The organism is Streptomyces sp. NPDC049915, from assembly GCF_040656475.1.
Lineage (GTDB): Bacteria > Actinomycetota > Actinomycetes > Streptomycetales > Streptomycetaceae > Streptomyces.
This window is the reverse complement of record NZ_JBFAMH010000010.1, coordinates 84148-109591: the sequence shown is the minus strand read 5'-3', so window position 1 is coordinate 109591 and position 25444 is coordinate 84148. Positions and strand designations below refer to the sequence as shown.

Sequence of the window (25444 nt, the reverse complement as noted above, 5' to 3'; positions counted from 1 at the left end):
ACCATGGCCACAGCCCCGTCGCCCACCCACAGCGGCGTCACCCTGCACATCAACGGCGAGAAGCACACACTGACCGTCGACCACCGCACCACCCTGCTCGACGCCTTGCGCGAGCGCCTCGATCTCACCGGCACGAAGAAGGGCTGCGACCAGGGACAGTGCGGCGCCTGCACCGTCCTGGTCGACGGGCGGCGCACCGTGGCCTGCCTCCAGCTCGCGGTGGCGGCCGAAGGCCGGGAGATCACCACGATCGAGGGGCTGGCCGACGGCGAGCACCTGCACCCGGTGCAGCAGGCCTTCCTCGACCTCGACGGCTACCAGTGCGGTTACTGCACCCCCGGCCAGATCTGCTCCGCCGTCGCGATGATCGACGAACACGCCCGCGGGTGGCCCAGCGCCGCCACCGACGACGTGCGGCCCGAGGCGGGACCGCCACCGCTCACCCCCGAGGAGATCCGTGAGCGGATGAGCGGCAACCTGTGCCGCTGCGCCGCCTACGTGTCGATCGTCGAGGCGATCACCCGCGCCGCGCAGGAGCAGTCCGCAGGCGACGAGGAGGCGGCGGCATGAAGGAGTTCGGCTACCAGCGCGCCGCGGACGTCTCCGGTGCCGTCGCCCTGCTCGGCGCCGACCCGGACGCCCGCTACCTCGGCGGCGGCACCAACCTCGTCGACCTGATGAAGACCGGCGTCGAACGGCCCGCCCGCCTCATCGACGTGCGCGAACTCCCCCTGGACCGGGTCGAGTCGACGCCCGACGCCGGGCTGCGCATCGGCGCCACGGTCACCAACAGCGACCTCGCCGCCCACCCCGAGATCCGCCGCCGCTACCCCGCCCTCGCCCAGGCCGTGCTGGCCGGCGCCTCCGGCCAGCTGCGCAACATGGCGACGGTCGGCGGGAACCTGCTCCAGCGCACCCGCTGCGCCTACTTCACCGACGTCACACAGCCCTGCAACAAGCGCCTTCCGGGCAGTGGCTGTCCCGCCCGCACCGGAGAGCACCACAACCACGCCGTCCTCGGCGCCTCCGAGCACTGCGTCGCCGTCCACCCCTCGGACATGGCCGTGGCCCTGGCCGCCTTCGACGCCGTCGTGTCCTACGAGACCGCCGACGGGCCCGGCGAGGTGCCGCTCGCCGACTTCTATCTCCCCGTCGGCGACACCCCGCACCGCGAGACCGCCCTGCCGCCCGGCGCGCTGATCACCGCCGTCATCCTGCCGCCCGCGCAGGTCGCCGCCCACTCCCGCTACCGCAAGGTGCGCGAACGGGCCTCGTACGCCTTCGCGATCGGCTCCATCGCCGCCGCGCTCGACGTTCAGGGTGGCGTCGTGCACGACGTACGGATCGCCCTCGGCGCCGTCGCCTCCCGGCCCTGGCGGGCCCGCACCGCCGAACGCGCGCTGACCGGCGCACCGGCCGAACCGGATGCCTTCGCCGCGGCCGCCGACGCCGAACTGGCCGCGGCCACCCCGCTGCCCGACAACGGATACAAGGTGACCCTCATGCGCAACCTCGTCGTGGCGGTGCTCACCGAACTCGCCGAGGAGGCGGCCCGATGACCACGACCACCACCGCCGGCACCGCGCGCTCCGTCGGCCGGGCCCACCCCCGCGTCGAGGGCCGTGCCAAGGTCACCGGCACCGCCCGCTACGCCGGCGAGATCCCCTTCGCCGACCTCGCCCACGGCTGGCTCGTCACGTCGGCCGTCGCGCGCGGCCGTATCGCCGGCATCGACACCGAGCCCGTCCTCACGATGCCCGGCGTGCTCGCCGTCCTGCACCACGGCAACTCCCCGCGCCTGGACACGGAGTACACCGGCCTGCTCGGCACCCCGGACCGGACCTCCGCGCTCTTCCAGCACGACCGCGTGCCCCACCTGGGCTGGCCGGTCGCGCTCGTGGTCGCCGAGACCTCCGAGCAGGCCAGGGAGGCCGCCGAAGCGCTCGTCGTGCACTACGAACAGCAGCCGCACGACGTCGACTTCGCCGGCGCGGGCGAGGACGCCTACACGGTGGACGGGCACATGCCCGGCGCCGCCGCCAAGGGCGACCTGGCGGCCGAACTCGCCACCTGCGCCGCGGTCGTGGACGCCGAGTACTCCACCCCCGAAGAGCACCACGCGATGATGGAGCCGCACGCGGCCACCGCGCACTGGGACGACGGCCGGCTGGAGATCGTCGACTCCAATCAGGGCACCATGTGGGTCGCGCACGAGCTCGCGCTGCTCTTCTCCCTCGACCCCGCCTCGGTGCACGTCCGCTCCGAGCATGTCGGCGGCGGCTTCGGCAGCAAGGGTGTGCGCGCGCACCAGGTGGCCGCCGCGCTCGCCGCGACCACGCTCCAGCGGCCCGTCCGCGTGGTGCTGACGAGGCGTCAGATGTTCTCGCTGGCCGGCTACCGCAGCCCCACCCGGCAGCGCGTCCGGCTCGGCGCCGACGCCGGCGGACGGCTGCGCGCCCTGGAGCACGACTGCCTCAGCCTGACCTCCACGGTCCACGAGTTCGTCGAGCCCGGCGCCGGAGCGGCCCGGGTGATGTACGACGCCGACGCCCACCACACGGCCAACCGGGTGGTACGGCTCGACGTGCCCACCCCGACCTGGATGCGTGCGCCGGGTGAGGCGCCGGGGTCGTTCGCGCTGGAATCGGCGGTCGACGAACTCGCCGAGCATCTGGGCCTGGACCCGATCGAGCTGCGCGTACGCAACGAGCCCGATGCCGGGCCGGTGTCCGGGCTGCCGTTCGCGAGCCGCCACCTGATCGCCTGCTTCGAGGAAGGCGCCCGCCGGTTCGGCTGGGCCGACCGCGACCCGCGCCCCGGCCTGCGCCGCGACGGACGCTGGCTGATCGGCACCGGCACGGCGGCGGCCTCCTTCCCGGCCGGGTCGGCCCCTTCGACGGCCGCCGTGACCGCAGAGGCCGACGGCACCTTCACCGTGCGGGTCAACGCCACCGACATCGGCACCGGCGCCCGCACCGCACTGACCCTGATCGCTGCCGACGCGCTCGAGACGACGCCGGACCGGGTCAGGGTGCTGATCGGCGACAGCGACCTCGGGCGGGCGTGGATCGCCGGCGGGTCCATGGGCACCCGCTCCTGGGCGTGGGCGGTCACCAGCGCGGCCGCCGAACTGCGCGAACGGCTCGCCCTCTCCACCGGCGTCCCGCCGCAGGGCATCACCGTGCGCGCTGACACCACGGACGCCGTCGGCGCCCTCACGCAGAAGGAACGGCACTCCTTCGGCGCCCAGTTCGCGGAGGTCGCCGTGGACGTCGCCACCGGCGAGGTGCGCGTGCGGCGCATGCTCGGGATCTTCTCCGCGGGCCGGATCGTCAACCCGCTCACCGCGCGCAACCAGCTCGTCGGCGGCATGATCTGGGGCCTGTCCATGGCCCTGCACGAGGAGGCCGCCCGTGACCGGGCCTCCGGCGGGGTCGTCGGCGCGGACCTCGCCGGCTACCACGTCGCCACCCATGCCGACGTTCCCCAGGTCGAGGCCGACTGGATCGAGGACGTCGACCCGGACGACCCGATCGGCATCCGGGGCGTCGGCGAGATCGGTATCGTCGGAGCCGCGGCGGCGGTCGCCAACGCGGTGTGGCACGCCACTGGCGTGCGCCACCGCCGGCTGCCGATCCGGCCCGACCGGGTCATTCGCGCGGAGCCGCCGCGTGCTTGACATCGCCGCGGAACTGCAGCGCTGGGTTGAGGAGGGCCGCGACTTCGCCGTCGCCACGGTCGTCGCCGTCGGCGGCAGTGCCCCGCGCGGACCCGGCGCCGCGCTCGCGGTCGACGGCGAGGGCACGGTGATCGGCTCGGTCTCCGGCGGCTGCGTCGAGGGCGCGGTGTACGAGCTGTGCGTGCAGGCACTCGCCGACGGCGCCGACGGCGAAAGCGTCCTCGAACGCTTCGGATACAGCGACGAGGACGCCTTCGCGGTCGGGCTGACCTGCGGTGGGGTGATCGACATCCTGGTCAGCCCGGTCCGCGCGCACGATGCGGGGCGAGCGGTGCTGGGGGCCGCCCTCGCCGCCGCCGGCCGTGGCGAGCCGGTCGCCCTGGCCCGGGTCGCGCGCGGCCCGGCCGCGCTGCTCGGCCACGCCCTGCTGGTCCGCGGCGACGGCACGGCCCGCGGCACCCTCGGCGGTCACCCGGAACTGGACCGTACGGCCGCCGCCCAGGCCCACGCCCTGCTGGAGGCCGGCCGCACCGGCACCGTCGAACTCGCCGAGGACGGCACCCACTGCCCGGGCGGGCTCACCCTGCTCGTCGAGTCGACCGTGCCGCCGCCCCGGATGATCGTCTTCGGCGCCATCGACTTCGCCGCCGCCCTGGTCCGGGCCGGGAAGTTCCTCGGCTACCACGTCACCGTGTGCGACGCGCGCCCGGTCTTCGCCACCGCTGCCCGGTTCCCCGGCGCGGACGAGGTCGTCGTCGACTGGCCGCACCGCTATCTGCAGTCCACCCGCACCGACGCGCGCACGGTGCTGTGCGTGCTCACCCACGATCCCCGTTTCGACGTACCGCTGCTGACCGTGGCGCTGCGGATGCCGGTCGCCTTCGTCGGGGCGATGGGCTCGCGCCGCACCCACGACGACCGCGACAAGCGGCTGCGCGAGGCCGGGCTGAGCGAGCGGGAGCTGGCCCGGCTGCGCTCTCCGATCGGCCTCGACCTCGGCGCCCGTACGCCCGAGGAGACCGCGCTGTCCATCGCGGCGGAGATCGTCGCCGAGCGCCGCGGCGGCACGGGGCTGCCGCTGACGGCGACCGACACGCCGATCCACCGGGCGAGCGCACCGGACGGCCGTACGGCGGCGGCCTGAGCGCCCCGCCGCCGTACGGCCGTGCTCTTCGGGCGGACCGTCGCCGGATGCCGGCAGCTGCCTCGCCCAAACGGTCAGGCCCCGGCGATCCGTTCCGCCGCCGCGGTCGCGCACACCCGGGCCGCGCCGTGCGTGGCGAGGTGCAGGGCGCCACGCGGGGCGGCCTGGGCGACGCCCATCTCCACCACCACCGTGTCGGGGCGGGCGGTGAGCAGGGTGTCCAGGGCGGACCCCATCCACGCGTGCCGGTGCTCGTCGCGCACCACGGCGACCAGTCGCCGGCCCTTCGCCGCGGCGAGCGCCGCCTCACCCGCCCCGTCGCCGGTGAACACGCCGGTCGCGGTGCCCGGCAGAAGCCGGGCCAGTTCGGCGCCCACGCCCCACGGCGTCTCGTCGCCGACGGCGATGTTGGGCGTCGGGCTGAACGTGGCCACGTACACGGGCTCGGTCACCACACCCGCCTCGGCCGTACCCCGGGTCACGGTCACCGCGCGACGGGCGGCGGTGAGGCCGACCTCCGCGTCGGACGCCGCACCCGGGTCCGCCCCGCGGGCCGCCCTCGCGGTCCACGCGGCCAGCTCCCGCACCCGGGCGGCCGCGTCGGCCAGCCGCTCCTCGGGCAGTTCGCCGGAGCGGACGGCGGCGACGAGCGCGTCCCGCAGCCGCAGCACGATGTCCTCGTCGCACAGCCCGCCGCCGACACAGATCGCGTCCGCGCCCGCCGCGAGGGCCAGCACGGTGCCACGCTCGATGCCGTACGTACCGGAGATGGCGCGCATCTCCATGCCGTCCGTGACGATCAGGCCCTGGTAGCCGAGTTCACCGCGCAGCAGGTCGGTCAGGATGGGGCGGGACAGGGTGGCCGGGTGCTCCGGATCAAGCGCGGGCACCAGGATGTGCGCGCTCATCACCGCGCGCGTGCCGGCCGCGATCGCCGCCCGGAAGGGCGCCAGTTCCCGTGCGTGCAGCGTGGCCGTGCCGACGTCGATGCGCGGCAGGGCGAGGTGGGAGTCGACACCGGTGTCGCCGTGGCCGGGGAAGTGCTTGGTGCACGCGGCGATCCCCACCGACTGCAGGCCCTCGACGTAGGCCTCGGTGTGCCGGGCCACCAGAGCGGGATCGGCGCCGAAGGAGCGCACGCCGATCACCGGGTTGTCGGGGTTGGCGTTGACGTCGGCGGACGGCGCCCAGTTGAAGGTGACGCCGCACGCGGCGAGCCGGCGGCCCAGCTCGCGGGCCACGCGCCGGGTCAGCTCGGTGTCGTCGACCGCGCCGAGGGCGTTGTTGCCGGGGAAGGAGGAACCGGTGTGCACCTCCAGGCGGGTGACGTCGCCGCTCTCCTCGTCGATCGCGACCAGCACGTCGTCCCGCTCCGCCCGCAGCTGCGCGGTCAGCTCCGCGACCTGCTCGGCGCTTGCGACGTTGCGGCCGAACAGGCCGACGGAGACCAGGCCCTCGCCGAGCCGGCGGCGCACCCAGTCCGGCGCGGTCGTGCCGGCGAAGCCCGGTTGCAGCACGGCGAGCGCGTCACGGGTGACGGCGTCACCCGCGGCGGAGCCGCTGCCGGACGCGGTGCTGGTGAATGTCGTCATCGGGCGTTATCCCTTCACGGCGCCGTCGGTGAGGCCGCTGACGGCCTTGCGCTGCAGGAAGACGAAGAGGACCAGGATCGGGAGGGCGAACAGCGTCGAGGCGGCCATGGTGGCGCCCCAGTCGTCACCGAACGCGGTACGGAACTGGGAGATCCACAGCGGGAGCGTCTGCTTCTCGATGCTCTTGTTGAGGATCAGCACCAGCGGGAACTCGTTCCAGGCGGTGATGAAGCCGAACAGCGAGGTGGCCATCAGACCGGGCGCGAGCAGCGGGAAGATCACCTTGGCGAAGGCCTGGGCGCGGGTGCAGCCGTCGACCATCGCGGACTCCTCCAGCTCCCTCGGCACGGCGGCCACATAGCCGCGCAGCGTCAGGATCGTGAACGGCAGCACCATCATCATGTAGAAGACGGTCAGCGGCACGAGGCTGTCGAGCATGTCGCTGTCGCGGACCAGCATGTAGTTGGCGATGATCATGACTTCCCAGGGCGCCATCTGCGCCAGCATGAAGGTCACGACGAACGCCCCGCGCCCCTTGAACCGCATCCGCGCCAGGGCGAACGACGCGAACAGGGCGATGGCCAGCGACATCAGCACCGCGAGCACGGTCACGGTGACGGAGTTGCGCACCAGCGTCCAGAAGTGGTCGGCGTGCACCGCCTTGTCGAAGTGCGCGAAGGTGACGTCGGTGGGGAACCACACCGGGTCCTCGGCGATGATGTCGCCGGTCGGCTTCAGGGCCGTGGCGAACATCCAGTAGACGGGGAACGCGAAGGCCACGAAGAGGATGACGGCGGTCGCGTTGGGCCAGATGCGGCCGAAGATCGAGCGCTTCACAGCTCGTCCTCCTCTTGCTTGAGCACCATGCGCAGGTAGTACGAGGTGAGGGCGAGCAGGACCAGGACGGTCAGGAACGAGATGGCGGCGCCCATGCCGAAGTGCTGGTTGCCCACACCCTCGACGAACGCGTACACCGGAAGGGTCTCGGTGAGCCGGTCCGGGCCGCCCTCGTTCATCGCGAAGACCTGCGGGAAGGCCTTGAAGACCCAGATGACCTCGAGGAACGTCGTGGAGTACAGGAACGGCCGCAGGAACGGGAACGTCACCGAGGTGAAGCTCTTCCAGGTGCCGGCGCCGTCCAGGGAGGCCGCCTCGTACAGCTCGCGCGGGACGGTGGTCGTGGCGGCGTACAGGTTGATCGCCACGAACGGGATGGACTGCCACACGATCAGCAGCGTGATCACGGAGAACGTCGAGAACTGGGTGCCGAGCCAGTTGTAGTCGGCCATCGAGTGCCAGCCGAGCTTGTCCAGCACCCAGTTGACGACGCCGAAGCGCTGGGCGAACAGCCACTGGTAGACGGTGGTCGCGGCGATGACGGGCATCGCCCACGCGAGCACCAGACCCAGCAGGAGCAGCAGTCGCATCCTCTTGCCGAGCCGGGCCAGCAGCAGCCCGGTCAGGGTGCCCAGCAGCATGATCAGCACGACGTTGGCGAGCGTGAACAGCACCGAGCGCTTGACGACCCGCCAGAAGTCCGAACCGGTGAGCACGTCCCGGTAGTTGTCGATGCCGTTCCACTCGGTCAGGTGGAGGATCAGCTGGCGTGGGTTGAGGTTCTGGAACGACAGCATGCCGTTCTTCACCAGGGGCACGCCGAGCAGGACCAGGGTGGCGAGCAGCGCGGGCAGCAGGAGCAGGTAAGGGGCGGCCTTGCGTCGGCCGCGTGCGGGTGCGCTGGTGGTGCGTGTCCCGTCACGCGGGGGCGAGGGAGCCTGGGCCTTGCGGACACCGGGCCCCCCGGCCGTGTCCGTGCCTTCGGTCTGCACTGGCATGGCTTGCCGTCTCTTCCGTGGCCGTACGAGCAACACAAGTGGTAACGGGGCGGGACGTCCGCCCCCGGCGAGGGGAGGCCGGGTGCCGTCCCGGCGCGGGTGGGGCCGGGACGGTCCTCCGGCGTGCGGGCCCCCGAGACCCCGCACTTCGGGGCGGGGAGCCACCCGCTCCGCGCGGGACGGCGTGGCCCCCACCCCTCCACCGCCCGTCAGTTCTTCTGCGCCAGGCGCTTGTTGATCTCGGACTCGACGTCCTTGGCCGCGTCCGCGGGCGCCTTGCCGTTCAGGACCGCCGTCATGTAGCTCTTGATCGGGTTCGGGGTGTTCTCCACCGCGGCCCACTCCGGGATCAGCGGCGTGGTGCCACCGGCCGCGGCGGCCGGTGCGGCGGCCTCGGCGACGGCGTTGCCCTGGAGGTTGCTCTGCAGGGACTGCTTGTTCGGCACGATGCCGTTGAGCTTGGCCAGCTCACCCTCGAACTTGTCCGACAGGGCGATCTTCAGGAACTCCTTGGCCAGCGACTGCTTCTTGCTGCCCGCGGCGACGGCGAAGTTGGAGCCGCCGAGGAAGACGCTCTCGGGCTTGCCGGCGGTGGCGCCGGGGACGGTGAAGTAACCGAGGTCCTTCTCGATGGCCTTGTTGGCCGTGACCGCGGTGCCGGCCTCCCAGCCCATGCCGATGAACGCGCCGGTCTTGCCCTTGGCGAACACCTCGGCCTGCTGCGGGGTGGCCTCGTCCTTGTCCTTGGGGGCCTTGGAGTAGGAGGCGTACTTCTTGTAGATCTCCATGGCCGCGGAGACCTTCGGGTCGCCGAGGTTGGAGACGTACTTGTCGCCGTCCTTCTTCACCAGGTCGGCGCCCTGGCCGATGATCAGGCCGTCGAGGAAGTACCAGTTCTGGCCGGGCATGTAGATCGGCTCGGCGTCGGTCTTCTTGCCGATGGTCTCCAGGTCCTTGAAGAACTCGTCCCGCGTCTTGGGCGTGTCCTTGATCCCGGCCTGGGCCCAGATCTTCTTGTTGTAGACGACGATGCGGTTGGCGAAGTACCAGGGGGCGGCGTACTGCTTGCCCTCGTAGACGGAGGAGGCGGACACGGACGGGGTCCAGTCGGCGCCGATCTCCTGCTTCAGGTCGCCGAGTTCGGCGAGTCCGCCGGTGGCGGCGTAGGCCGGGGTCTGGGTGTTGCCGACCTCGATGACGTCCGGCGGGGTGGACTCAGACAGGGCGGTGGTGATCTTCTGCTGGATCCCGTCCCACTTCTGGATCTCGAACTTGACCTTGGCGCCGGTCTTGGCCTCGAACGCCGTCTGCACGTCCTTGGTCCACTGGGCCGGGGCCGAGCCGTCCATCGTCCACACGACCAGCGTTTGGCCCTTGGAGCTGTCCTGCCCGGCGTCCTTGCCGTTGTCGTCGCTGTCGCCCCCACACGCCGCGATGGACATCATCATGCCCGCGATACCGATCGCGGCAACCAGCTTGCGCTTCACGCCACCCCTCCTAAGGAATACCTCTCACCCACGCCCTCGGCGGTGACCTGCGCTCCTGCACGGTGGGCTGGGGAACCTGGCCCCAATGGTGTAGACCAGCACCGCGAGCTTGGCCTAGACCTATGGGGCTGTCAAGGGGTGTTCCAGGAGGTGATGTCCGCCGTGACCGGAACGTCACCGGCCGCTGCGCCGTGCGTCCTTTACGGGTTTGGACTAGACCAAGCGCCGGTTCCGTCGCTATAACGGAGAACCGCCGAGCGGCCCGCTGCCGTCGGCCGTATCGGGCCAACGGAGCCGGGAAGGCGGGTCATGAGCACCGACGTCAGCAGTGCCCAGGGGGAGCGACGGGGTGAACCCGGGCGCGTCGCACGGGTGCCCAAGTACTACCGGATCAAGAAGCGGCTACTGGAGATGACCGAGGCGCGCCGGCCCGGCGCGCCCATGCCGGCGGAGCGGCTGCTCGCCCTGGACTTCCGCACCTCCCGCACCACCGTCCGCAAGGCCCTGCAGGAACTGGTCGGCGAGGGCAGGCTGGACCGCGTCCAGGGCAAGGGCACGTTCGTCGCCCGCCCCAAGGTGTCGCGCACGCTGGACCTGACCTCCTACACCGAGGACATGGAGGCCCAGGGCATGCGCCCCGCCTCCCGGGTGCTGGACATCGGCTATGTCAGCGCCGACGCCGTGCTGGCCGGACTGCTCGACGTGACGGCCGGTGAGCGTGTGCTGCGGGTGGAGCGGCTGCGCCTGGCGAGCGGCGAACCGATGGCGATCGAGGCGACCCATCTGCCGGACCGCCGCTTTCCGGGGCTGCGCCGCAACCTGGCGAAGTACACCTCCCTCTACACGGCCCTCGCCGAGCAGTACGGCGTACGGCTCGCGGAGGCCGACGAGACGATCGAGACCTCGCTCGCGACCCCGCGCGAGGCCGGGCTGCTCGGCACGGACGTCGGCCTGCCGATGCTGCTGCTGTCCCGCCACTCCCGCGACGCGCAGGGCAGGCCGGTGGAGTGGGTCCGCTCGGTATACCGCGGCTCCCGCTACAAGTTCACGGCCACACTGACGCGCCCCGCGCACTGAAGCCCGCCCGGCAGAGCGTTCCGGAGCCTGGGAACACCCTGCGTGCGGCCCGCGTCACCGCCTGACGCGACGCGCCTGATCGAGTGGTGGCCCCGCACCGGCGGGCGTAGCGTCGACGACGGACCCGGCACCCTGGGGCAGACATGAGCACCAGTCCGCAACCGATCTCCACGACGCAGCCCGCCACCGGCCGGCGAAGCGGTGGCGGGAACGCGATGGCCCTGCTGGTCATCGCCTCCTGCCAGCTGATGGTGGTCCTCGACATCACCATCGTGAACATCGCCCTGCCGCACATCCAGAGCGCGCTGGACTTCTCCACCACCAGCCTCGCCTGGGTGGTCAACGCCTACACCCTCACCTTCGGCGGTCTGCTGCTGCTCGGCGGTCGCACCGGTGACATCCTCGGCAGACGGCGCGTCTTCATGTTCGGCGTCGCCCTCTTCGCCGTCGCCTCCCTGCTCGGCGGCCTCGCCCAGAACCCCGGCGAGCTGCTCGCCGCCCGCGCCCTGCAGGGCGTCGGCGGAGCCATCGCCTCCCCGACCGCGCTGGCCCTGGTCAGCACCACCTTCAAGGAGGGGCCCGAGCGCAACCGGGCCTTCGGCGTGTTCGCCGCGGTCTCCGCGGGCGGCGGCGCCATCGGCCTGCTCATGGGCGGCATCCTCGTGGAGTGGCTGAACTGGCGCTGGGTGCTGTTCGTCAACGTGCCCATCGGCGTGCTCATCATCCTCGCCACCCCCCGCTTCATCCGCGAGTCCGAACGCCATCCCGGCCACTTCGACATCGCCGGCGCGCTGACCTCCACGGTCGGCATGGTGCTGCTGGTGTACGGGTTCATCCGGGCCGCACAGGAGGGCTGGCGGGACGCGCTGACGCTGGCCTCGTTCGCCGCCGCGGTCGTGGTGCTCGTGGGATTCGTGCTGATCGAGCGGCGTTCCAGGCAACCGATCACACCGCTGCACATGTTCGCCGACCGCAACCGGGCCGGCACCTACGGGATCATGCTGTGCCTGGCCGCGGCGATCTTCGGGATGTTCTTCTTCCTGACCCTGTTCGTGCAGGACGTCCTGGACTTCAGCCCGCTGCAGGCGGGACTCGCCTTCCTGCCGGTCAGCGCGGTCATCGCGATCGGCGCCGGACTCGCCTCACGGTTCCTGCCCCGTTTCGGACCCAAGCCGTTCATGGTGACCGGCGCGATCCTCGCGGCCGCGGGTCTCGCCTGGCTGACCCTGACCGATGTGCACTCCACGTACGCGGGCAGCATCCTCGGCCCGATGCTCGTCTTCAGCCTCGGCATGGGCATGGAATTCGTGTCGCTGACCCTGATGGCCCTGTCCAACGTGTCCCCCCGGGAGACCGGCGCGGCCTCAGGACTGCTCAACGCCACCCAGCAGGTCGGCGGCTCCCTCGGGCTGTCGATCCTGGTCACGATGTTCGGCACGGCCAGCACCGACGAGGCGCGCAAGCAGATCCCGCGCTTCCTGTCCCAGGCCACGCCCCTGGAGCGGCTGCGCTTCCAGCACACCGGGCAGCTGCCCAAGCCCTTCGCCGACGAGATCCTCACCGCGGGAGTGTCGGCCGCGTTCGTCGTCGCCGCCGTCTTCACGGTCCTCGCCGCGCTGATCGCCCTCATCGCGATCCAGGTCCGCCCCGCCGACCTGGAACGGCTGCAGGGCCAGACGGGGCTGCCGCCGGGATGAGTGACCCGCGTCTCATGGCCAGCCGGGGAGGTTGCCGCGACCATGGTGGGAATCACCCGCAGGCCGAAGGGAATCGGGGATGCTCCGCAAGGTACTGGTCGCCAACCGTGGCGAGATCGCGATTCGCGCCTTCCGAGCCGGATATGAGCTCGGCGCGCGCACCGTGGCCGTCTTCCCGCACGAGGACCGCAACTCGCTGCACCGGCTCAAGGCCGACGAAGCCTATGAGATCGGTGAACCCGGGCATCCGGTGCGCGCCTATCTCTCCGTCGACGAGATCATCCGCGCCGCCCGGCTGGCCGGCGCCGACGCCGTCTACCCCGGCTACGGCTTCCTGTCCGAGAACCCCGAGCTGGCCCGCGCCTGCGAGGAAGCGGGCATCACCTTCGTCGGTCCGAGCGCGCAGATCCTCGAACTGACCGGCAACAAGGCCCGCGCCGTGGCCGCCGCCCGCGAGGCGGGCGTGCCCGTGCTGGGCTCCTCGCAGCCCTCCAACGACGTCGACGAACTCGTGCGCGCCGCCGAGGGCATCGGCTTCCCCGTCTTCGTCAAGGCCGTCGCGGGCGGCGGCGGGCGCGGCATGCGCCGGGTCGAGGACCCCGCCCAGCTGCGCGAGGCCATCGAGGCCGCCTCCCGCGAGGCCGCCTCCGCGTTCGGCGACCCGACGGTCTTCCTGGAGCAGGCGGTCGTCGAGCCCCGCCACATCGAGGTGCAGATCCTCGCCGACGGCGAGGGCAACGTCATCCACCTCTTCGAACGCGACTGCTCGGTGCAGCGCCGCCACCAGAAGGTCATCGAGCTGGCGCCCGCGCCCAACCTGGACCCGGCGCTGCGCGAGCGGATCTGCGAAGACGCCGTGAAGTTCGCCCGGCACATCGGCTACCGCAACGCCGGCACCGTGGAGTTCCTCCTCGACCGCCAGGGCAGGCACGTCTTCATCGAGATGAACCCGCGCATCCAGGTCGAGCACACGGTCACCGAGGAGGTCACCGACGTCGACCTCGTCCAGTCCCAGCTGCGCATCGCCGCCGGGCAGACCCTCGCCGACCTCGGCCTGTCCCAGGACACGGTCACGCTGCGCGGCGCGGCGCTGCAGTGCCGTATCACCACCGAGGACCCCGCCAACGGCTTCCGCCCCGACACCGGCCGGATCAGCGCCTACCGCTCGCCCGGCGGCTCCGGCATCCGCCTCGACGGCGGCACCACCCACGCCGGTACGGACATCAGCGCCCACTTCGACTCCATGCTGGTCAAGCTGACCTGCCGGGGCCGCGACTTCACCACCGCCGTCAACCGGGCCCGGCGCGCGGTCGCCGAGTTCCGTATCCGCGGTGTGGCCACCAACATCCCCTTCCTGCAGGCCGTCCTCGACGACCCGGACTTCCAGAACGGCAACGTCACCACGTCGTTCATCGAGCAGCGCCCGCATCTGCTCACCTCGCGCCACTCCGCGGACCGCGGCACCAAGCTGCTCACCTACCTCGCCGACGTCACCGTCAACAAGCCGCACGGCGAGCGCCCCGAGCTGATCGACCCGGTGACCAAGCTGCCCGCGCTGCCCCCCGGGGAGCCGCCCGCCGGCTCCAAGCAGAAGCTCACCGAACTGGGCCCCGACGGTTTCGCCCGCTGGCTGCGCGAGTCGCCGACCATCGGCGTCACCGACACCACCTTCCGCGACGCCCACCAGTCGCTGCTCGCCACCCGCGTGCGCACCAAGGACCTCCTCGCCGTCGCCCCGGTCGTCGCCCGCACCCTGCCCGAGCTGCTGTCGCTCGAGTGCTGGGGCGGCGCCACCTACGACGTCGCGCTGCGCTTCCTCGCCGAGGACCCCTGGGAGCGGCTGGCCGCCCTGCGCGAGGCCGTGCCCAACCTCTGTCTGCAGATGCTGCTGCGCGGCCGCAACACCGTCGGCTACACCCCGTACCCGACCGAGGTCACCGACGCCTTCGTGCAGGAGGCCGCGGCCACCGGCATCGACATCTTCCGCATCTTCGACGCCCTCAACGACGTCGGCCAGATGCGCCCGGCCATCGAGGCCGTCCGCGAGACGGGCACCGCGATCGCCGAGGTCGCCCTCTGCTACACCGGCGACCTCAGCGACCCCGGCGAGCGCCTCTACACCCTCGACTACTATCTGCGGCTCGCCGAGCAGATCGTCGACGCCGGCGCGCATGTGCTGGCCGTCAAGGACATGGCGGGCCTGCTGCGCGCCCCGGCCGCCGCGCAGCTCGTCTCCGCGCTGCGCCGCGAGTTCGACCTGCCGGTCCATCTGCACACCCACGACACCGCGGGCGGCCAGCTCGCCACCTACCTCGCCGCGATCCAGGCGGGTGCTGACGCGGTCGACGGGGCGGTGGCGTCCATGGCGGGCACCACCTCGCAGCCGTCGCTGTCGGCGATCGTCGCCGCCACCGACCACTCCGAGCGGCCCACCGGGCTCGACCTGAAGGCGGTCGGTGACCTGGAGCCGTACTGGGAGAGCGTCCGCAAGATCTACGCCCCCTTCGAGGCGGGCCTCGCCTCCCCGACCGGGCGCGTCTACGACCACGAGATCCCCGGCGGACAGCTGTCCAACCTGCGCACCCAGGCCGTGGCCCTCGGCCTCGGCGACCGCTTCGAGGACATCGAGGCGATGTACGCCGCCGCCGACCGCATCCTGGGCCGCCTGGTCAAGGTCACGCCGTCGTCCAAGGTGGTCGGCGACCTCGCCCTGCACCTGGTCGGCGCCGGGGTGGACCCGAAGGACTTCGAGGAGAACCCGGACCGCTTCGACATCCCGGACTCGGTGATCGGCTTCCTGCGCGGCGAGCTGGGCACCCCGCCCGGCGGCTGGCCGGAGCCGTTCCGCACCAAGGCCCTCAAGGGCCGCGCGGAGGCCAAGCCGGCGCCGGAACTGGGCGCCGAGGACCGCGAGGGCCTGGAGAAGGACCGCCGCGCCACCCTCAACCGGCTCCTCTTCCCCGCCCCGACCCGCGAGTTCGAAACGCACCGCCAGTCCTACGGCGACACCAGCATCCTCGACAGCAAGGCCTTCTTCTACGGCCTGCGCCCGGGCAAGGAGTACGCCGTCGACCTGGAGCCCGGTGTGCGGCTGCTCATCGGCCTGGAGGCGATCGGCGAGGCCGACGAGCGCGGCCTGCGCACTGTGATGTCGACGCTCAACGGCCAGCTGCGGCCGATCCAGGTCCGCGACGCCGCCGCGTCCGCCGACATCCCGGCCACGGAGAAGGCCGACCGCGCCAACCCCGGCCATGTCGCGGCACCCTTCGCCGGTGTGGTCACCCTCTCCGTCGCCGAGGGCGACCAGGTGGAGGCGGGCGCCACGGTCGCCACCATCGAGGCGATGAAGATGGAGGCCTCGATCACCGCGGCGAAGACGGGCACCGTGTCCCGGCTGGCGATCAACCGGGTCCAGCAGGTGGAGGGCGGCGACCTGCTCGTCGTGATCGGCTGACCCGGCAATGACGACGGCCCCCCGGCACCGGACAGGTGTCAGGGGGCCGACGTCGAGGGCGAGGACAGCGAAAGGGCTGATTCGAGGAGGTTCGGAGAAGGAAGCCCCTTCACCCTGCGAGCCGCCGCACCGGGTTCTGGGGCTGTCGCCCCGGGGGTCACTTCGCCTGCTGCGCCCGCTCCGCGTCGCGCTCCTTCAGCCGGGCCGCCTCCTTGCGCACCTCGGCCTGGGTGGCGCGCTCCTTCACCAGCCACTCCGGCATCTCCTGCCTGAGCGCCTCGATCTCCTCGGTGGTGAGGGCGCCGGTGATCCCGGCACGGAGGAGACCCGCGTTGGACACGCCGAGCTTCGCGGCGATCACGGGACGCGGGTGCGGGCCGGTGCGTCGCAGCTCGCGCAGCCACTCCGGCGGGTTGGCCTGGAGCTCGTCGAGCTCGGCACGCGAGACGACACCCTCCTGGAACTCCTTGGGGGTGGCGGGGAGGTACACACCCAGCTTCTTCGCCGCCGTGGCCGGCTTCATCGTCTGGGTGTTCTGCTGCGACTTCATGCAGTCCAGACTATCCGCCCGGGCGGAGAGCTCCGACCACAGCCGGTAGCCTTGCGGGCGTGACAGGCTCCGAAGACTCCCCGTCGTTCCGGCTCGCCTACGTCCCGGGGGTGACGCCCGCGAAGTGGGCGCGGGTCTGGAACGAGCGCCTGCCCGACGTCCCCCTCACCCTGCTGCAGGTCCCGGCCGCCGATGCTCCGGGCGTGCTGCGCGAGCAGGGCGCCGACATCGGTCTGCTGCGGCTGCCGGTGGACCGGACGTTCTTCAGCGCGATCCCCCTCTACACCGAGACGACGGTCGTCGTGGTCCCCAAGGACCACGTGGTGACCGCGGCCGACGAGGTCACCCTCGGCGATCTCGCCGACGAGGTCGTCCTGCACCCCCTCGACGACGTCCTCGGCTGGGACGACGCCCCGCCCGGGGAGCCCGCCTTCCAGCGCCCGGAGACCACCGAGGACGCGATCGAGCTGGTGGCGGCCGGGATCGGCGTCCTGCTCGTGCCGCAGTCGCTGGCCCGGCTGTACCACCGGCGGGACCTCACCTACCGGCCGGTCACCGACGCGCCGCAGTCCAGCGTCGTCCTGTCCTGGCCGGAGGAGGCCACGACCGATCTGGTCGAGGAGTTCATCGGCATCGTGCGTGGCCGCACGGTCAACAGCACCCGGGGGCGTGGCCGGACCCAGCAGGCCGAGCAGGAGACGCCGGCCAAGGGGGAGCGACGCAAGACCTCCGGGGGCGGTGAGCGAAAGAGCGGGGGTGCTGCCCGGGGCGGCGGCTCGCGCGCGGCCGGCTCCCGCGGCGCCGGCGCCAAGACCGGCGGCCGGCGCGGCAGCGGAGGCAAGCCCCGCCGCCGCTCCTAGACCCGGCCGGCGGGATCGTCCCCGCATTGCGGACCCGGCCTGTTCAGCGTGCATACGACGCCGACCGCGCCGTACGCACCACGGCCTCGCCGTCGGCCCGCCCGAGCAGTCCGTCGGCGACCCAGGCGTCCACCACCGACCGCACCCGCGCGACCAGTGCCTCCTTGCCGGCGAAGGGTGCACCGGCCCACACCGCGTCGAGCAGGGTGGTGCCGTCCCCCCGCGCCGGGTTGGCCACGCCCGAGTCGACGCCGCCGAACACCACCCGCGGCTCGACGCGCCGTATGTAGGCGTGCGTCGGGTCCTCGGTGCCCTCGAAGAAGGGCGCGAACTGTGTGCCGTCCAGGGTGAAGTGCAGCGGCTCGTCGGGCACGGGCGTGAGCGTGGGCAGCAGGTCGCCGGAGAGGGCGGCGTTGCGGTACAGCCCGAACTCCAGGGTGGACGTGGCCGGGTTGCGCGCGACGAGGTTGACCGGGCCGTGGAACAGCGCTTGCAGGGACGGGTCGTCGGGGGCCTTCTCCACCCGCAGCCCAAACGGCATCGCCACGCGGACGACGTCCCCGTCCCGCCAGGTCCGCTCCACGGTGAGGTGGCTGCCCGGGGTCGCAGTGCCGCCCACCGGGCGGCCGTTGACCGTCACCCGGAAACCGGCCGTCGCCCACGCCGGCACCCGCAGCCGCAGCGCGAAGGCGGCGGTGCGGCCCCGCACGGTCAGTGTGCTGCCCTGCTCCCGCGGGAAGCCGGTGACCTGCGTGACGGTCACACCGTGAGCCGCCCAGGTCAGGGTGGAGGGGCTGTAGAGGTTCACGTACAGGGCGCTGCCGTCGGCCTGCGCGAAGTACACCGTGTCCTGGTACTTGGTGGCGCTCTCCATGCCGGTGCCCTCGCAGCAGGTCGTGCCCTGCTTCGGGGTGTAGTCCCGGACATGGCCGGGCGTCAGCCCGATGAAGTAGGTGACGAGCGGCTTCTCGGCGTCCGGCCGGTCCTGCTTGGAGCCGAGTACCTGGTTGTACAGGGCGCGCTCGTAGTAGTCCAGGTAGGCCGGGTCCTGCTCGTGCAGGAACAGGGCCCGGCTGAGCTTCAGCATGTTGTACGCGCAGCAGGTCTCGGCGGTGGTGGCGCCGATCGAGCCCGCGATGACGTCCCGGCCCTTGAAGAACTCGCCCGTGCTGGTGCCGCCGATCGCGTACATGCGGTGCGGTACGACCATCCGCCAGAAGTTGCGCGCGGCCTTCAGGTAGCGCTCCTCGCCGGTCGCGTCGTACAGCCGCAGGTAACCGGTGAAGATCGGGATGTGCTGGTTGGCGTGCAGTCCGTCGAGGACGTCGGTGTCCGCCGCGCACGCGTCGATGAGCCGGTCCAGGTCGAACAGCCGCGCCAGCGCGAGGTGTTCGGGCCGTCCGGTGAGGTCGTGCAGATCGCAGATCGCCTCGACGATGCCGCCGAACTCGCCGCTGGAGAAGATGCCCCACATGCGCTGGAGCGTGGCGGCGGGCAGCCTCGACAGACGGCTGTGCATCCAGTCGCCCATTCCGGCGGCGAGGTCGAGCGCGCGGGCGTCGCCGGTGGCGAGATGCGCGTCGAGCAGCCCGCGCAGGATCTTGTGCGCGGTGTAGTAGGGCGCCCACACCGTGGTGTAGTCGCTTCTGGTCATCGACTCCAGCCGGATGAACTGCGTCTCGGGGTAGGCCGCGAGGAACCCGGGGTGGCTGGGACCGCCCCAGGTGCGCCGCAGGGTGGCGGTGAGTCCGCGTCCGGAGGCGTCGGCGAAGGTCCCGCCCGTCTGCTCGTCGAAGGCGTACGAGGCGAGGTCGCCGGAGCCGCGGCGGTGCTGCAGGGCGGCGATCTCGTCCGGACCGAGCGCCCGCGACCACACGTCGAAGCCGCCGAGGGCACCGGCGAACACGGGGTCGGCGGCGAAGGCGGAGCGCCCGAGCCAGTGGTGGGCGAGCGCGCCGAGGGCGGCGGGGGTGAGGGGCATGGCCGTGTTCCGGGCCACGGCCGTGCCGTCGACGTACAGCGTTCCCCTGCCCGCCCCGAGGGTGACCGCCACATGACTCCACTGGTTCAGCGGCAGGGGCACCGTGCCGTTCAGCGCCTGCTCACCGCCCGGCCCCGCGGTGGTGATCGCGAACCGGGGCACACCGTCGGTGTTGCGGGCGGCCAGATACAGATAGCGGGTGGTGTCGTCGCCGCAGTCGAGGACACGGGCCCAGGCGGAGTCGTGGGTGGGCTTCACCCAGGCGGCCAGGGTGAGTTCGGCGGCGCCGCCGAGGACCTGCGGCGGCAGGTCGACGTACCGGCAGGACCCGCGGACGTTCTCCGCGGCGGGCCCGAACCGGCCCTCCACGCTCAGCACCGCGGGATCGTGCCGCAGCGCCTCGCGCACCTCGCCCAGCGCGCCGACCATGGTGCGGATCTTCTCCGCGAACACCTGCTCGCCCGTGCTCGCGTACGCCTGCGCCAGCATGGTCAGGAAGTGCCCGGTGTAGTGCCCGCGCAGATTCCCGTTGGCCTCCCCGTCCAGGCCCTCCCACCCGCCGGGGGCGACCGCGCCGCGCGTGGACAGCCCGGCGTTCGCGCGGAAGACCTGCAGCAGCCGGTCCACCTCGTAACCGCGGGCGTGCCGCAGCATCAACTCCCGTTTTTCGGCGAAGAGTCCGGCTCCGAGGGTGACCTCGTCGAGTGCGAAGGGGTGCAGTGCCCAGGTGCCGGGCGCGGGCAGCGGGGCCGCCCGCGCCTCACCGGTCGTCCCGGCCGCCAGACCGGACGCGGAGGCGGCGAGGACGGCAGAGCGCAGAAGGGTCCGTCGGGTGAGGGGCGGGGTCATGTGCTCCTCCATGGATGTTCGATATAGCGAACAATGTGCGGATAGTCGACCAGACGGTAGAGGTGGGGGAGCAGGGCGTCAACGGTACCGACGAGTTCGCGCCCGACGGCTCGGTCCGCCCCGCCGTCTCACCAGGTGTCGACGAACGCCCGTCGCTCCTCGGCCGGTTCGGTCCAGTCCGCCAGGGCCGCGCAGATCCACGCCCGGGACCGAGCCGGATCGATCACCGCGTCGATCTCCAGCGCCGCCGCCGCGTTCACCGCCTTGCCGTGCTCGTACAGTTCGGCGACCCGCGCCTCGAACGCGGCCTGCCGCTGCGCCGGGTCGGTGATGGCCTCCAGTTCCCTGCGGTAGCCGAGGCGGACCGCGCCTTCCAGGCCCATGCCGCCGAACTCGCCGCTGGGCCAGGCCGCGGTGGCCAGCGGGGCGCGGGTCGAACCGCCCATCATCGCCATCGCCCCGAGACCGTACGCCTTGCGCAGCACCAGGCTCACCAGCGGCACGCGCAGGTTGGCGCCGATGACGAAGAGCCGGGCGAAGTGCCGTACCGTCGCGGTGCGTTCGGCGTCCGGGCCGACCATGAAACCCGGCGTGTCGCACAGGGAGACCACCGGCAGGCCGAACGCGTCGCACAGCTGCAGGAAACGGGCCGCCTTGTCGGCCGCGTCCCGGTCGACGGCCCCGCCGAGATGTGCCGGGTTGCTGGCGATCAGACCGAGCGGCCGGCCCTCGATGCGCACCAGGCAAGTCAGTACGCCCACTCCGAAGGCGGGGCGCAGCTCCAGCACCGAGCCGACATCGGCCAGGGCGCGCACGGCCGCCCGCATGTCGTAGGCCCGCCGCCGGTTCTCGGGCACGACGTGCCGCAGCAGACGCGCGTCCGGCTCCTCCCAGTCGCCCTGCGGCCCGCGGAAGTACGACAGATAGCGTCTCGCGACGCGCACCGCCTCCGCCTCGTCGGCCACCGCCAGGTCCACCACGCCGTTCGGGACCTGCACCGACAGCGGGCCGACCTCCTCCGGCCGGTACACGCCGAGCCCGCCGCCCTCGATCATCGCCGGCCCGCCCATGCCGATGCTCGCCTCCGGTGTGGCGATCACGACGTCGCAGCAGCCCAGCAGCGCGGCGTTCCCGGCGAAGCAGCGGCCGGAGGCGATGCCGACCAGCGGCACCCGGCCGCTGAGCCGCCCCATGCGGTGGAAGGTGGTGACGTCCAGGCCCGCGACCGACGTGGTGTCCGTGTCCCCGGGACGGCCCCCGCCGCCCTCCGCGAACAGCACCACCGGCAGCCGCCGCTGGGCCGCGAGCTCCAGCATCCGGTCGGTCTTGCGGTGGTTGTTGAGTCCTTGCGTGCCCGCCAGGACCGTGTAGTCGTACGACATCACCACGCACGCCCTGCCGTCGATCCGCCCGGTGCCGGTGACCATGCCGTCGGCCGGGGTCGAGCGGATCAGCTCGTCCAGCGGCCGGCGCCGCCGCTGCGCGGCGATCGCGAGGGCGCCGAACTCCGTGAACGAGTCCTCGTCGCACAGGTCGTCGATGTTCTCCCGGGCGGTACGACGGCCCAGGGCGTGCCGCTTGGCCACGGCCTCGGGCCGGTTCGCGTCCAGCGTGAAGCCGTGCCGGCGCTCCGTCTCGGCGAGGTCGGCACGGACGGCGTCCAGGTCGGCCCGCTCGTCCTCGGTTTGGGACGGATCCGCGCCGGCGACCTCGTCCAGCTCCGCGAGCAGCGCTCCAGCGGTGACCGTCCCGCCCACGCGCGCGTGCAGCCGCCGTACGACACCGGAGGCGGGCGCGCGCACCACGTGCTCCATCTTCATCGCCTCGATCACCAGTACCTGCTGCCCGGCGCTGACCGGTTCGCCGAGTGCCACGTCCACGGAGACGACCGTGCCGCTCATCGGCGCGGTGACCGTTCCGTCCTGCGATGTGGAGTCCTCGGGCTCCGTCGCGCGGACGTGTTCGGCGACCACGCCGGTGTGCGCCCAGAACCGGGGGCGGTCCAGGACCTCGCGCAGCAGGGGGATGCCGGTGCGCACGCCGTCCACGGCGAACTCCGCCAGCGCCCGCCGGGCCCGGGCGCGGGCCGCCTCCACCCCGCCGTGCGGGGCGTGCGCGATCACCTTCGCCAGCAGGGCGTCGTAGCGGGTGCCGACCTCCGTCCCGGCGCGCAGGGCAGTGTCGACCCGGATGCCCGGACCCGTGGGCACGTCGAACCGTGTGATCCGGCCCGACTGCGGCAGCACGCTGCCGTCGCCCGCCGTCACCTCGGCGTTGACACGGGCCTGCACCGCCACCCCGCGCGGCGCCGGGGGCGGTCCCGCGAGCCCCACGTCGGCCAGCGTGTCCCCGGCCGCGAGCCGCAACTGGACGGCGACCAGGTCGACGCCGGTCACCTCCTCGGTGACCGTGTGCTCCACCTGGAGGCGGGGGTTGGCCTCGATGAAGCGGAACTCCTCGCCATGGAGCAGGAATTCGACCGTGGTGAGGCTGGTGACGCCCGCGGCGCGCGCCAGTCGCAGCGCGCTGTCGAGGACCTTATCCCTGAGAGGGTCCGGGAGTTCGGGTGCGGGCGCGATCTCGATCAGCTTCTGGTGGCGGCGCTGGGCGCTGCAGTCGCGGTCCCACACATGCGTCACCGCGCCGGTGGCGTCGCCGACGATCTGCACCTCGATGTGCCGGGCGCCCTCCAGCAGCCGCTCCGCGTACACCTCGTCCCGTGCGAAGGCCTGCCGCGCCTCCGAACGGCACCGCTCCCAGGCCTCCGCCAGCTCCCCGGCCGAGCGCACCACACGCATCCCGCGGCCGCCGCCCCCGCCGACCGCCTTCACCATCAGCGGCCCGCCGGCCAGCAGCGCGCGAGCCTCGGCGAGGCCCGAGGCCCCGTCGAGCACCGGAACGCCCGCCCGCGCGGCCAGTTCACGGGCGCGCACCTTGTCGCCGAGCAGGCGCAGGGTCTTCGCCGAAGGGCCCACGAACCGGACACCGGCCTCGGTGCAGCGGCCGGCGAAGTCCGCGTCCTCGCTCAGGAAGCCGTACCCCGGGTGCAGACAGCCGCAGCCGGTGCGGCCGGCCGCCTCGATCAGCGCGCCGGCGTCCAGGTAGCCGCCGGCGAGCGGCACGGCCTCGTCCGCGAGCCCCACATGGGCGTCGTCGCCGTCGGCGTACACCGCGACCGTGCGCAGCCCCGCCTCCTGGGCGGCCCGCAGCACGCGGACGGCGATCTCCCCACGGTTGGCGACGAGGACGGCGGCAGAACCCATGGCAGCTCCCTGAGCGCGCGGACGACCGGCCGTGCCATGCTCATTGACATTGACGTCAACGTCAATACGCTGGCGGCGTGGCACGCACCCCGAAGACCTGGGCGGTCCGCACCGCCCGTGACCGCACCGAGGCCCCCGTGCGGGCCCGGCTGCTCGACGCCGCCGAGGCGGTCTTCGCCCGGCTCGGCTACGGCCCCGCCACCGTCGCCGACATCACCGCCGAGGCCGAGGTCTCCCGGGCCGGCTTCTACGTGTACTTCGCGTCCAAGGAGGACGTCTTCCGTGTCCTCGCGGCCCGGGTACGGGACGCCTTCCTCGCGTCTCAGGAGGTGCCCGGCGTCGACACCGGTGACGTGCGCGCCGTCGCCCGGGAATCCGTCGCCGCGTTCGTCGCCGCCTACGCCCGGCACGCCCCGCTGATGCCGCTGCTGGAGCAGCAGGCGCACACCGACCCCGAGGCGCGCGCGCTGTGGCAGGAGATCCGTGAGCGGCCCGTGCACCGCCACGCCCGCTACATCCGCCGCCTCGTCGCCGAGGACCGGGCGCGCCCGGTCGCCGAGCCGCTCGCGGTGGCCCGTGCGGTGGGCGCCATGAGCGTCGAGTTCGCCCGCCAGGTCGCCGCCCGCCGCCTCACCCACGCCGCCGCCGTCCGCGACGTGACCGCCATGTATCTGCACCTGCTCCAAGTCGCCCCGCCGGGTCAGGAGTAGCCGCACCACGACGCACACACCGCATGCGCCACTGGAGCACCTCGGGGCTTCGGCCCGCTGTGATCACCGCGCGGAGGGGGAACGCGATGAGCAGCGCGACAGCGACCAGGAGCCCGCTTGCCAACAGCGGCCCGAGGGCCCCGGCTTTGGTACTGATGGTGGTCGCCGCGAAGAGGGGTCCGATGGCGGCGCCGACGTTGAGTGCGGCAGTCGCGTAGGAGCCGGCCATGGTCGGGGCTTCGGCCGCCTCGTAGAGGACCCGTGCGATCAGCGTGCTGCCCAGCGCGAACGACAGCGCGCCTTGGACGAACACGAGGGAGAGCAGAGCGGCCGGCTTGTCGGCCAGCATGGCCAGGGCCGGCCAGCCGACGAGCAGCAGGGGACCACCGACTGCGAGGACCAGGGCGGGGCGCTGGTCGGACAGCCGTCCGGCGACGGTGACACCCACGAAGGAACCGGCACCGAAGAGCACCAGAGCGACAGAGATCCACAACTCGCCCAGCCTGGCCGCGTCGGTGACCACGGGGGCGAGGAAGGTGAAGCTTGCGAAGGTTGCCGCGTTCACCAGCGCGCCGAGCAGCATTACCAGGAGCAGCCGCGCCCTTGTGAGCTGGGCGAGCTCCGTTCGCAAGGCCGGCCCGCCAGTTGCCGCTTCCTTCAGACGTCCTGCGGGGATCCCCTTCAGGATGCCGAGAGCTGCGGGCAGGCAGAGCGCGGCGACAGCCCAGAACGTGGCCCGCCAGCCGAGCAACGTGCCGAGTACCGACCCACCAGGGACACCGGCGATCGTGGCCACCGTCGTGCCTGACAACAGCACGGCCAGCGCCCGTCCCTTGTTGTCGGGCGAGACCAGCGTGGCGGCAGTCGTCACAGCGATGGCGAGGAACCCCGCGTTCGCGAGCGCGGCGACGACCCGCGTAGCGAACAGGACCGGGAAGCTCGTGGTGACGGCGCCCACGGCGTGAGCTGCAGCGAAAACGAGGATGAACCCGAGAAGGCTGGAGCGGCCGGGCCAGTCGCGGGCAAGCGCGCCCACCAGGGGGGCACCGACGATCATGCCGATCGCGAAGGCCGGGGTGAGCATGCCTGCTGTCCCGACTGTTGTGTCGAGGCTTGAGGCGATGTCCGGCAAGAGGCCGGCGAGCATGAACTCCGAGGTGCCCATGGCGAAGACCGCCATGGCAAGCAGGTACAGCGGGAAAGGCATCGAGTGGCTCCGAGGTGAGGAGAAGCACGAGAAGGACATCTCGTCACCGCGGCCAGCCC

General features: G+C 72.5%; 16 protein-coding genes and 1 pseudogene. 9 read left to right on the top strand and 8 right to left on the bottom strand.

Going from position 1 to position 25444, the window contains the following annotated elements:
• Window positions 1–3: 3 nt before the first annotated feature.
• Genes AB0J12_RS19290 through AB0J12_RS19275 form a run of 4 tightly spaced genes read left to right on the top strand, consistent with a single transcriptional unit; the run spans window position 4 to window position 4823 of the window.
• On the top strand, window positions 4–570 hold the full coding sequence (locus AB0J12_RS19290; protein WP_363265509.1) for a 2Fe-2S iron-sulfur cluster-binding protein: 567 nt from the start codon (window positions 4–6) through the stop codon (window positions 568–570).
• Window positions 567–1559 (top strand): xanthine dehydrogenase family protein subunit M, encoded by a 993-nt coding sequence (locus tag AB0J12_RS19285; RefSeq protein WP_363265508.1) that lies wholly within the window; start codon window positions 567–569, stop codon window positions 1557–1559. The genes AB0J12_RS19290 and AB0J12_RS19285 overlap by 4 nt, the downstream gene beginning before the upstream one ends.
• Window positions 1556–3679, top strand: coding sequence for a xanthine dehydrogenase family protein molybdopterin-binding subunit (locus tag AB0J12_RS19280; protein ID WP_363265507.1), 2124 nt, complete (start codon window positions 1556–1558; stop codon window positions 3677–3679). The genes AB0J12_RS19285 and AB0J12_RS19280 overlap by 4 nt, the downstream gene beginning before the upstream one ends.
• Entirely contained in the window at window positions 3672–4823 is a 1152-nt protein-coding gene (locus tag AB0J12_RS19275) for an XdhC/CoxI family protein (protein WP_363265506.1), read from the top strand. Before AB0J12_RS19280 ends, AB0J12_RS19275 begins: the two co-directional genes overlap by 8 nt.
• Window positions 4824–4897: 74 nt before the next feature.
• Here AB0J12_RS19275 and AB0J12_RS19270 read toward each other — a convergent pair whose 3' ends face one another.
• The 4 genes from AB0J12_RS19270 to AB0J12_RS19255 all read right to left on the bottom strand — a co-directional run bounded on the left by AB0J12_RS19270 (window position 4898) and on the right by AB0J12_RS19255 (window position 9737).
• A complete protein-coding gene (locus AB0J12_RS19270; protein ID WP_363265505.1) occupies window positions 4898–6415 on the bottom strand; it encodes a glycoside hydrolase family 3 protein in 1518 nt (505 codons plus the stop codon).
• Between the two features lie 6 nt (window positions 6416–6421).
• Entirely contained in the window at window positions 6422–7252 is an 831-nt protein-coding gene (locus tag AB0J12_RS19265; protein ID WP_363265504.1) for a carbohydrate ABC transporter permease, read from the bottom strand.
• Entirely contained in the window at window positions 7249–8250 is a 1002-nt protein-coding gene (locus AB0J12_RS19260) for a sugar ABC transporter permease (RefSeq protein WP_363265503.1), read from the bottom strand. The genes AB0J12_RS19265 and AB0J12_RS19260 overlap by 4 nt, the downstream gene beginning before the upstream one ends.
• A 209-nt stretch (window positions 8251–8459) precedes the next feature.
• Window positions 8460–9737 carry an extracellular solute-binding protein gene (locus AB0J12_RS19255; RefSeq protein WP_363265502.1) on the bottom strand — a complete coding sequence of 426 codons (1278 nt, stop codon included), beginning with the start codon at window positions 9735–9737 and terminating at the stop codon, window positions 8460–8462.
• A 309-nt stretch (window positions 9738–10046) separates the two neighbouring features.
• Here AB0J12_RS19255 and AB0J12_RS19250 point away from each other — a divergent pair, with 309 nt between their 5' ends.
• The 3 genes from AB0J12_RS19250 (at window position 10047) to AB0J12_RS19240 (ending at window position 15965) form a co-directional block, all read left to right on the top strand.
• The gene (locus AB0J12_RS19250) at window positions 10047–10814 is read left to right on the top strand and encodes a GntR family transcriptional regulator (RefSeq protein ID WP_363265501.1); all 768 of its coding nucleotides are present in this window, start codon (window positions 10047–10049) and stop codon (window positions 10812–10814) included.
• A gap of 143 nt (window positions 10815–10957) precedes the next feature.
• Entirely contained in the window at window positions 10958–12511 is a 1554-nt protein-coding gene (locus tag AB0J12_RS19245; RefSeq protein ID WP_363265500.1) for an MFS transporter, read from the top strand.
• Window positions 12512–12590: 79 nt separating this feature from the next.
• Complete coding sequence (locus tag AB0J12_RS19240) at window positions 12591–15965, top strand: pyruvate carboxylase (RefSeq protein ID WP_363265499.1); 3375 nt, start codon at window positions 12591–12593, stop codon at window positions 15963–15965.
• Between the two features lie 157 nt (window positions 15966–16122).
• On the opposite strand, the gene AB0J12_RS19235 is transcribed toward AB0J12_RS19240, so the two are convergent.
• Entirely contained in the window at window positions 16123–16515 is a 393-nt protein-coding gene (locus tag AB0J12_RS19235; RefSeq protein WP_363265498.1) for a DUF5997 family protein, read from the bottom strand.
• 59 nt (window positions 16516–16574) lie between these two features.
• Between AB0J12_RS19235 and AB0J12_RS19230 the strand changes: the two genes are divergently transcribed.
• Window positions 16575–17375, top strand: coding sequence for a LysR substrate-binding domain-containing protein (locus AB0J12_RS19230; protein ID WP_363265497.1), 801 nt, complete (start codon window positions 16575–16577; stop codon window positions 17373–17375).
• Between the two features lie 43 nt (window positions 17376–17418).
• Here AB0J12_RS19230 and AB0J12_RS19225 read toward each other — a convergent pair whose 3' ends face one another.
• Window positions 17419–20205, bottom strand: coding sequence for a beta-L-arabinofuranosidase domain-containing protein (locus tag AB0J12_RS19225; protein ID WP_363265706.1), 2787 nt, complete (start codon window positions 20203–20205; stop codon window positions 17419–17421).
• A gap of 128 nt (window positions 20206–20333) precedes the next feature.
• The gene (locus AB0J12_RS19220) at window positions 20334–23468 is read right to left on the bottom strand and encodes a carboxyl transferase domain-containing protein (protein ID WP_363265496.1); all 3135 of its coding nucleotides are present in this window, start codon (window positions 23466–23468) and stop codon (window positions 20334–20336) included.
• Window positions 23469–23545: 77 nt separating this feature from the next.
• Here AB0J12_RS19220 and AB0J12_RS19215 point away from each other — a divergent pair, with 77 nt between their 5' ends.
• Window positions 23546–24178 (top strand): TetR/AcrR family transcriptional regulator, encoded by a 633-nt coding sequence (locus AB0J12_RS19215; protein ID WP_363265495.1) that lies wholly within the window; start codon window positions 23546–23548, stop codon window positions 24176–24178.
• A gap of 58 nt (window positions 24179–24236) precedes the next feature.
• Here the strand turns inward: AB0J12_RS19215 and AB0J12_RS19210 are convergent.
• Window positions 24237–25385, bottom strand: a pseudogene (locus AB0J12_RS19210) (Cmx/CmrA family chloramphenicol efflux MFS transporter); the annotation flags it as partial.
• Between the last annotated feature and the right edge of the window lie 59 nt (window positions 25386–25444).

Coding starts and splice junctions, on each gene's coding strand:
- AB0J12_RS19220 (WP_363265496.1), bottom strand. CDS start 23,468: ATGGGTTCTGCCGCCGTCCTCGTCGCCAACCGTGGGGAGATCGCCGTC.
- AB0J12_RS19240 (WP_363265499.1), top strand. CDS start 12,591: ATGCTCCGCAAGGTACTGGTCGCCAACCGTGGCGAGATCGCGATTCGC.
- AB0J12_RS19270 (WP_363265505.1), bottom strand. CDS start 6,415: ATGACGACATTCACCAGCACCGCGTCCGGCAGCGGCTCCGCCGCGGGT.
- AB0J12_RS19225 (WP_363265706.1), bottom strand. CDS start 20,205: ATGACCCCGCCCCTCACCCGACGGACCCTTCTGCGCTCTGCCGTCCTC.
- AB0J12_RS19235 (WP_363265498.1), bottom strand. CDS start 16,515: ATGAAGTCGCAGCAGAACACCCAGACGATGAAGCCGGCCACGGCGGCG.
- AB0J12_RS19290 (WP_363265509.1), top strand. CDS start 4: ATGGCCACAGCCCCGTCGCCCACCCACAGCGGCGTCACCCTGCACATC.
- AB0J12_RS19260 (WP_363265503.1), bottom strand. CDS start 8,250: ATGCCAGTGCAGACCGAAGGCACGGACACGGCCGGGGGGCCCGGTGTC.
- AB0J12_RS19250 (WP_363265501.1), top strand. CDS start 10,047: ATGAGCACCGACGTCAGCAGTGCCCAGGGGGAGCGACGGGGTGAACCC.
- AB0J12_RS19285 (WP_363265508.1), top strand. CDS start 567: ATGAAGGAGTTCGGCTACCAGCGCGCCGCGGACGTCTCCGGTGCCGTC.
- AB0J12_RS19280 (WP_363265507.1), top strand. CDS start 1,556: ATGACCACGACCACCACCGCCGGCACCGCGCGCTCCGTCGGCCGGGCC.
- AB0J12_RS19245 (WP_363265500.1), top strand. CDS start 10,958: ATGAGCACCAGTCCGCAACCGATCTCCACGACGCAGCCCGCCACCGGC.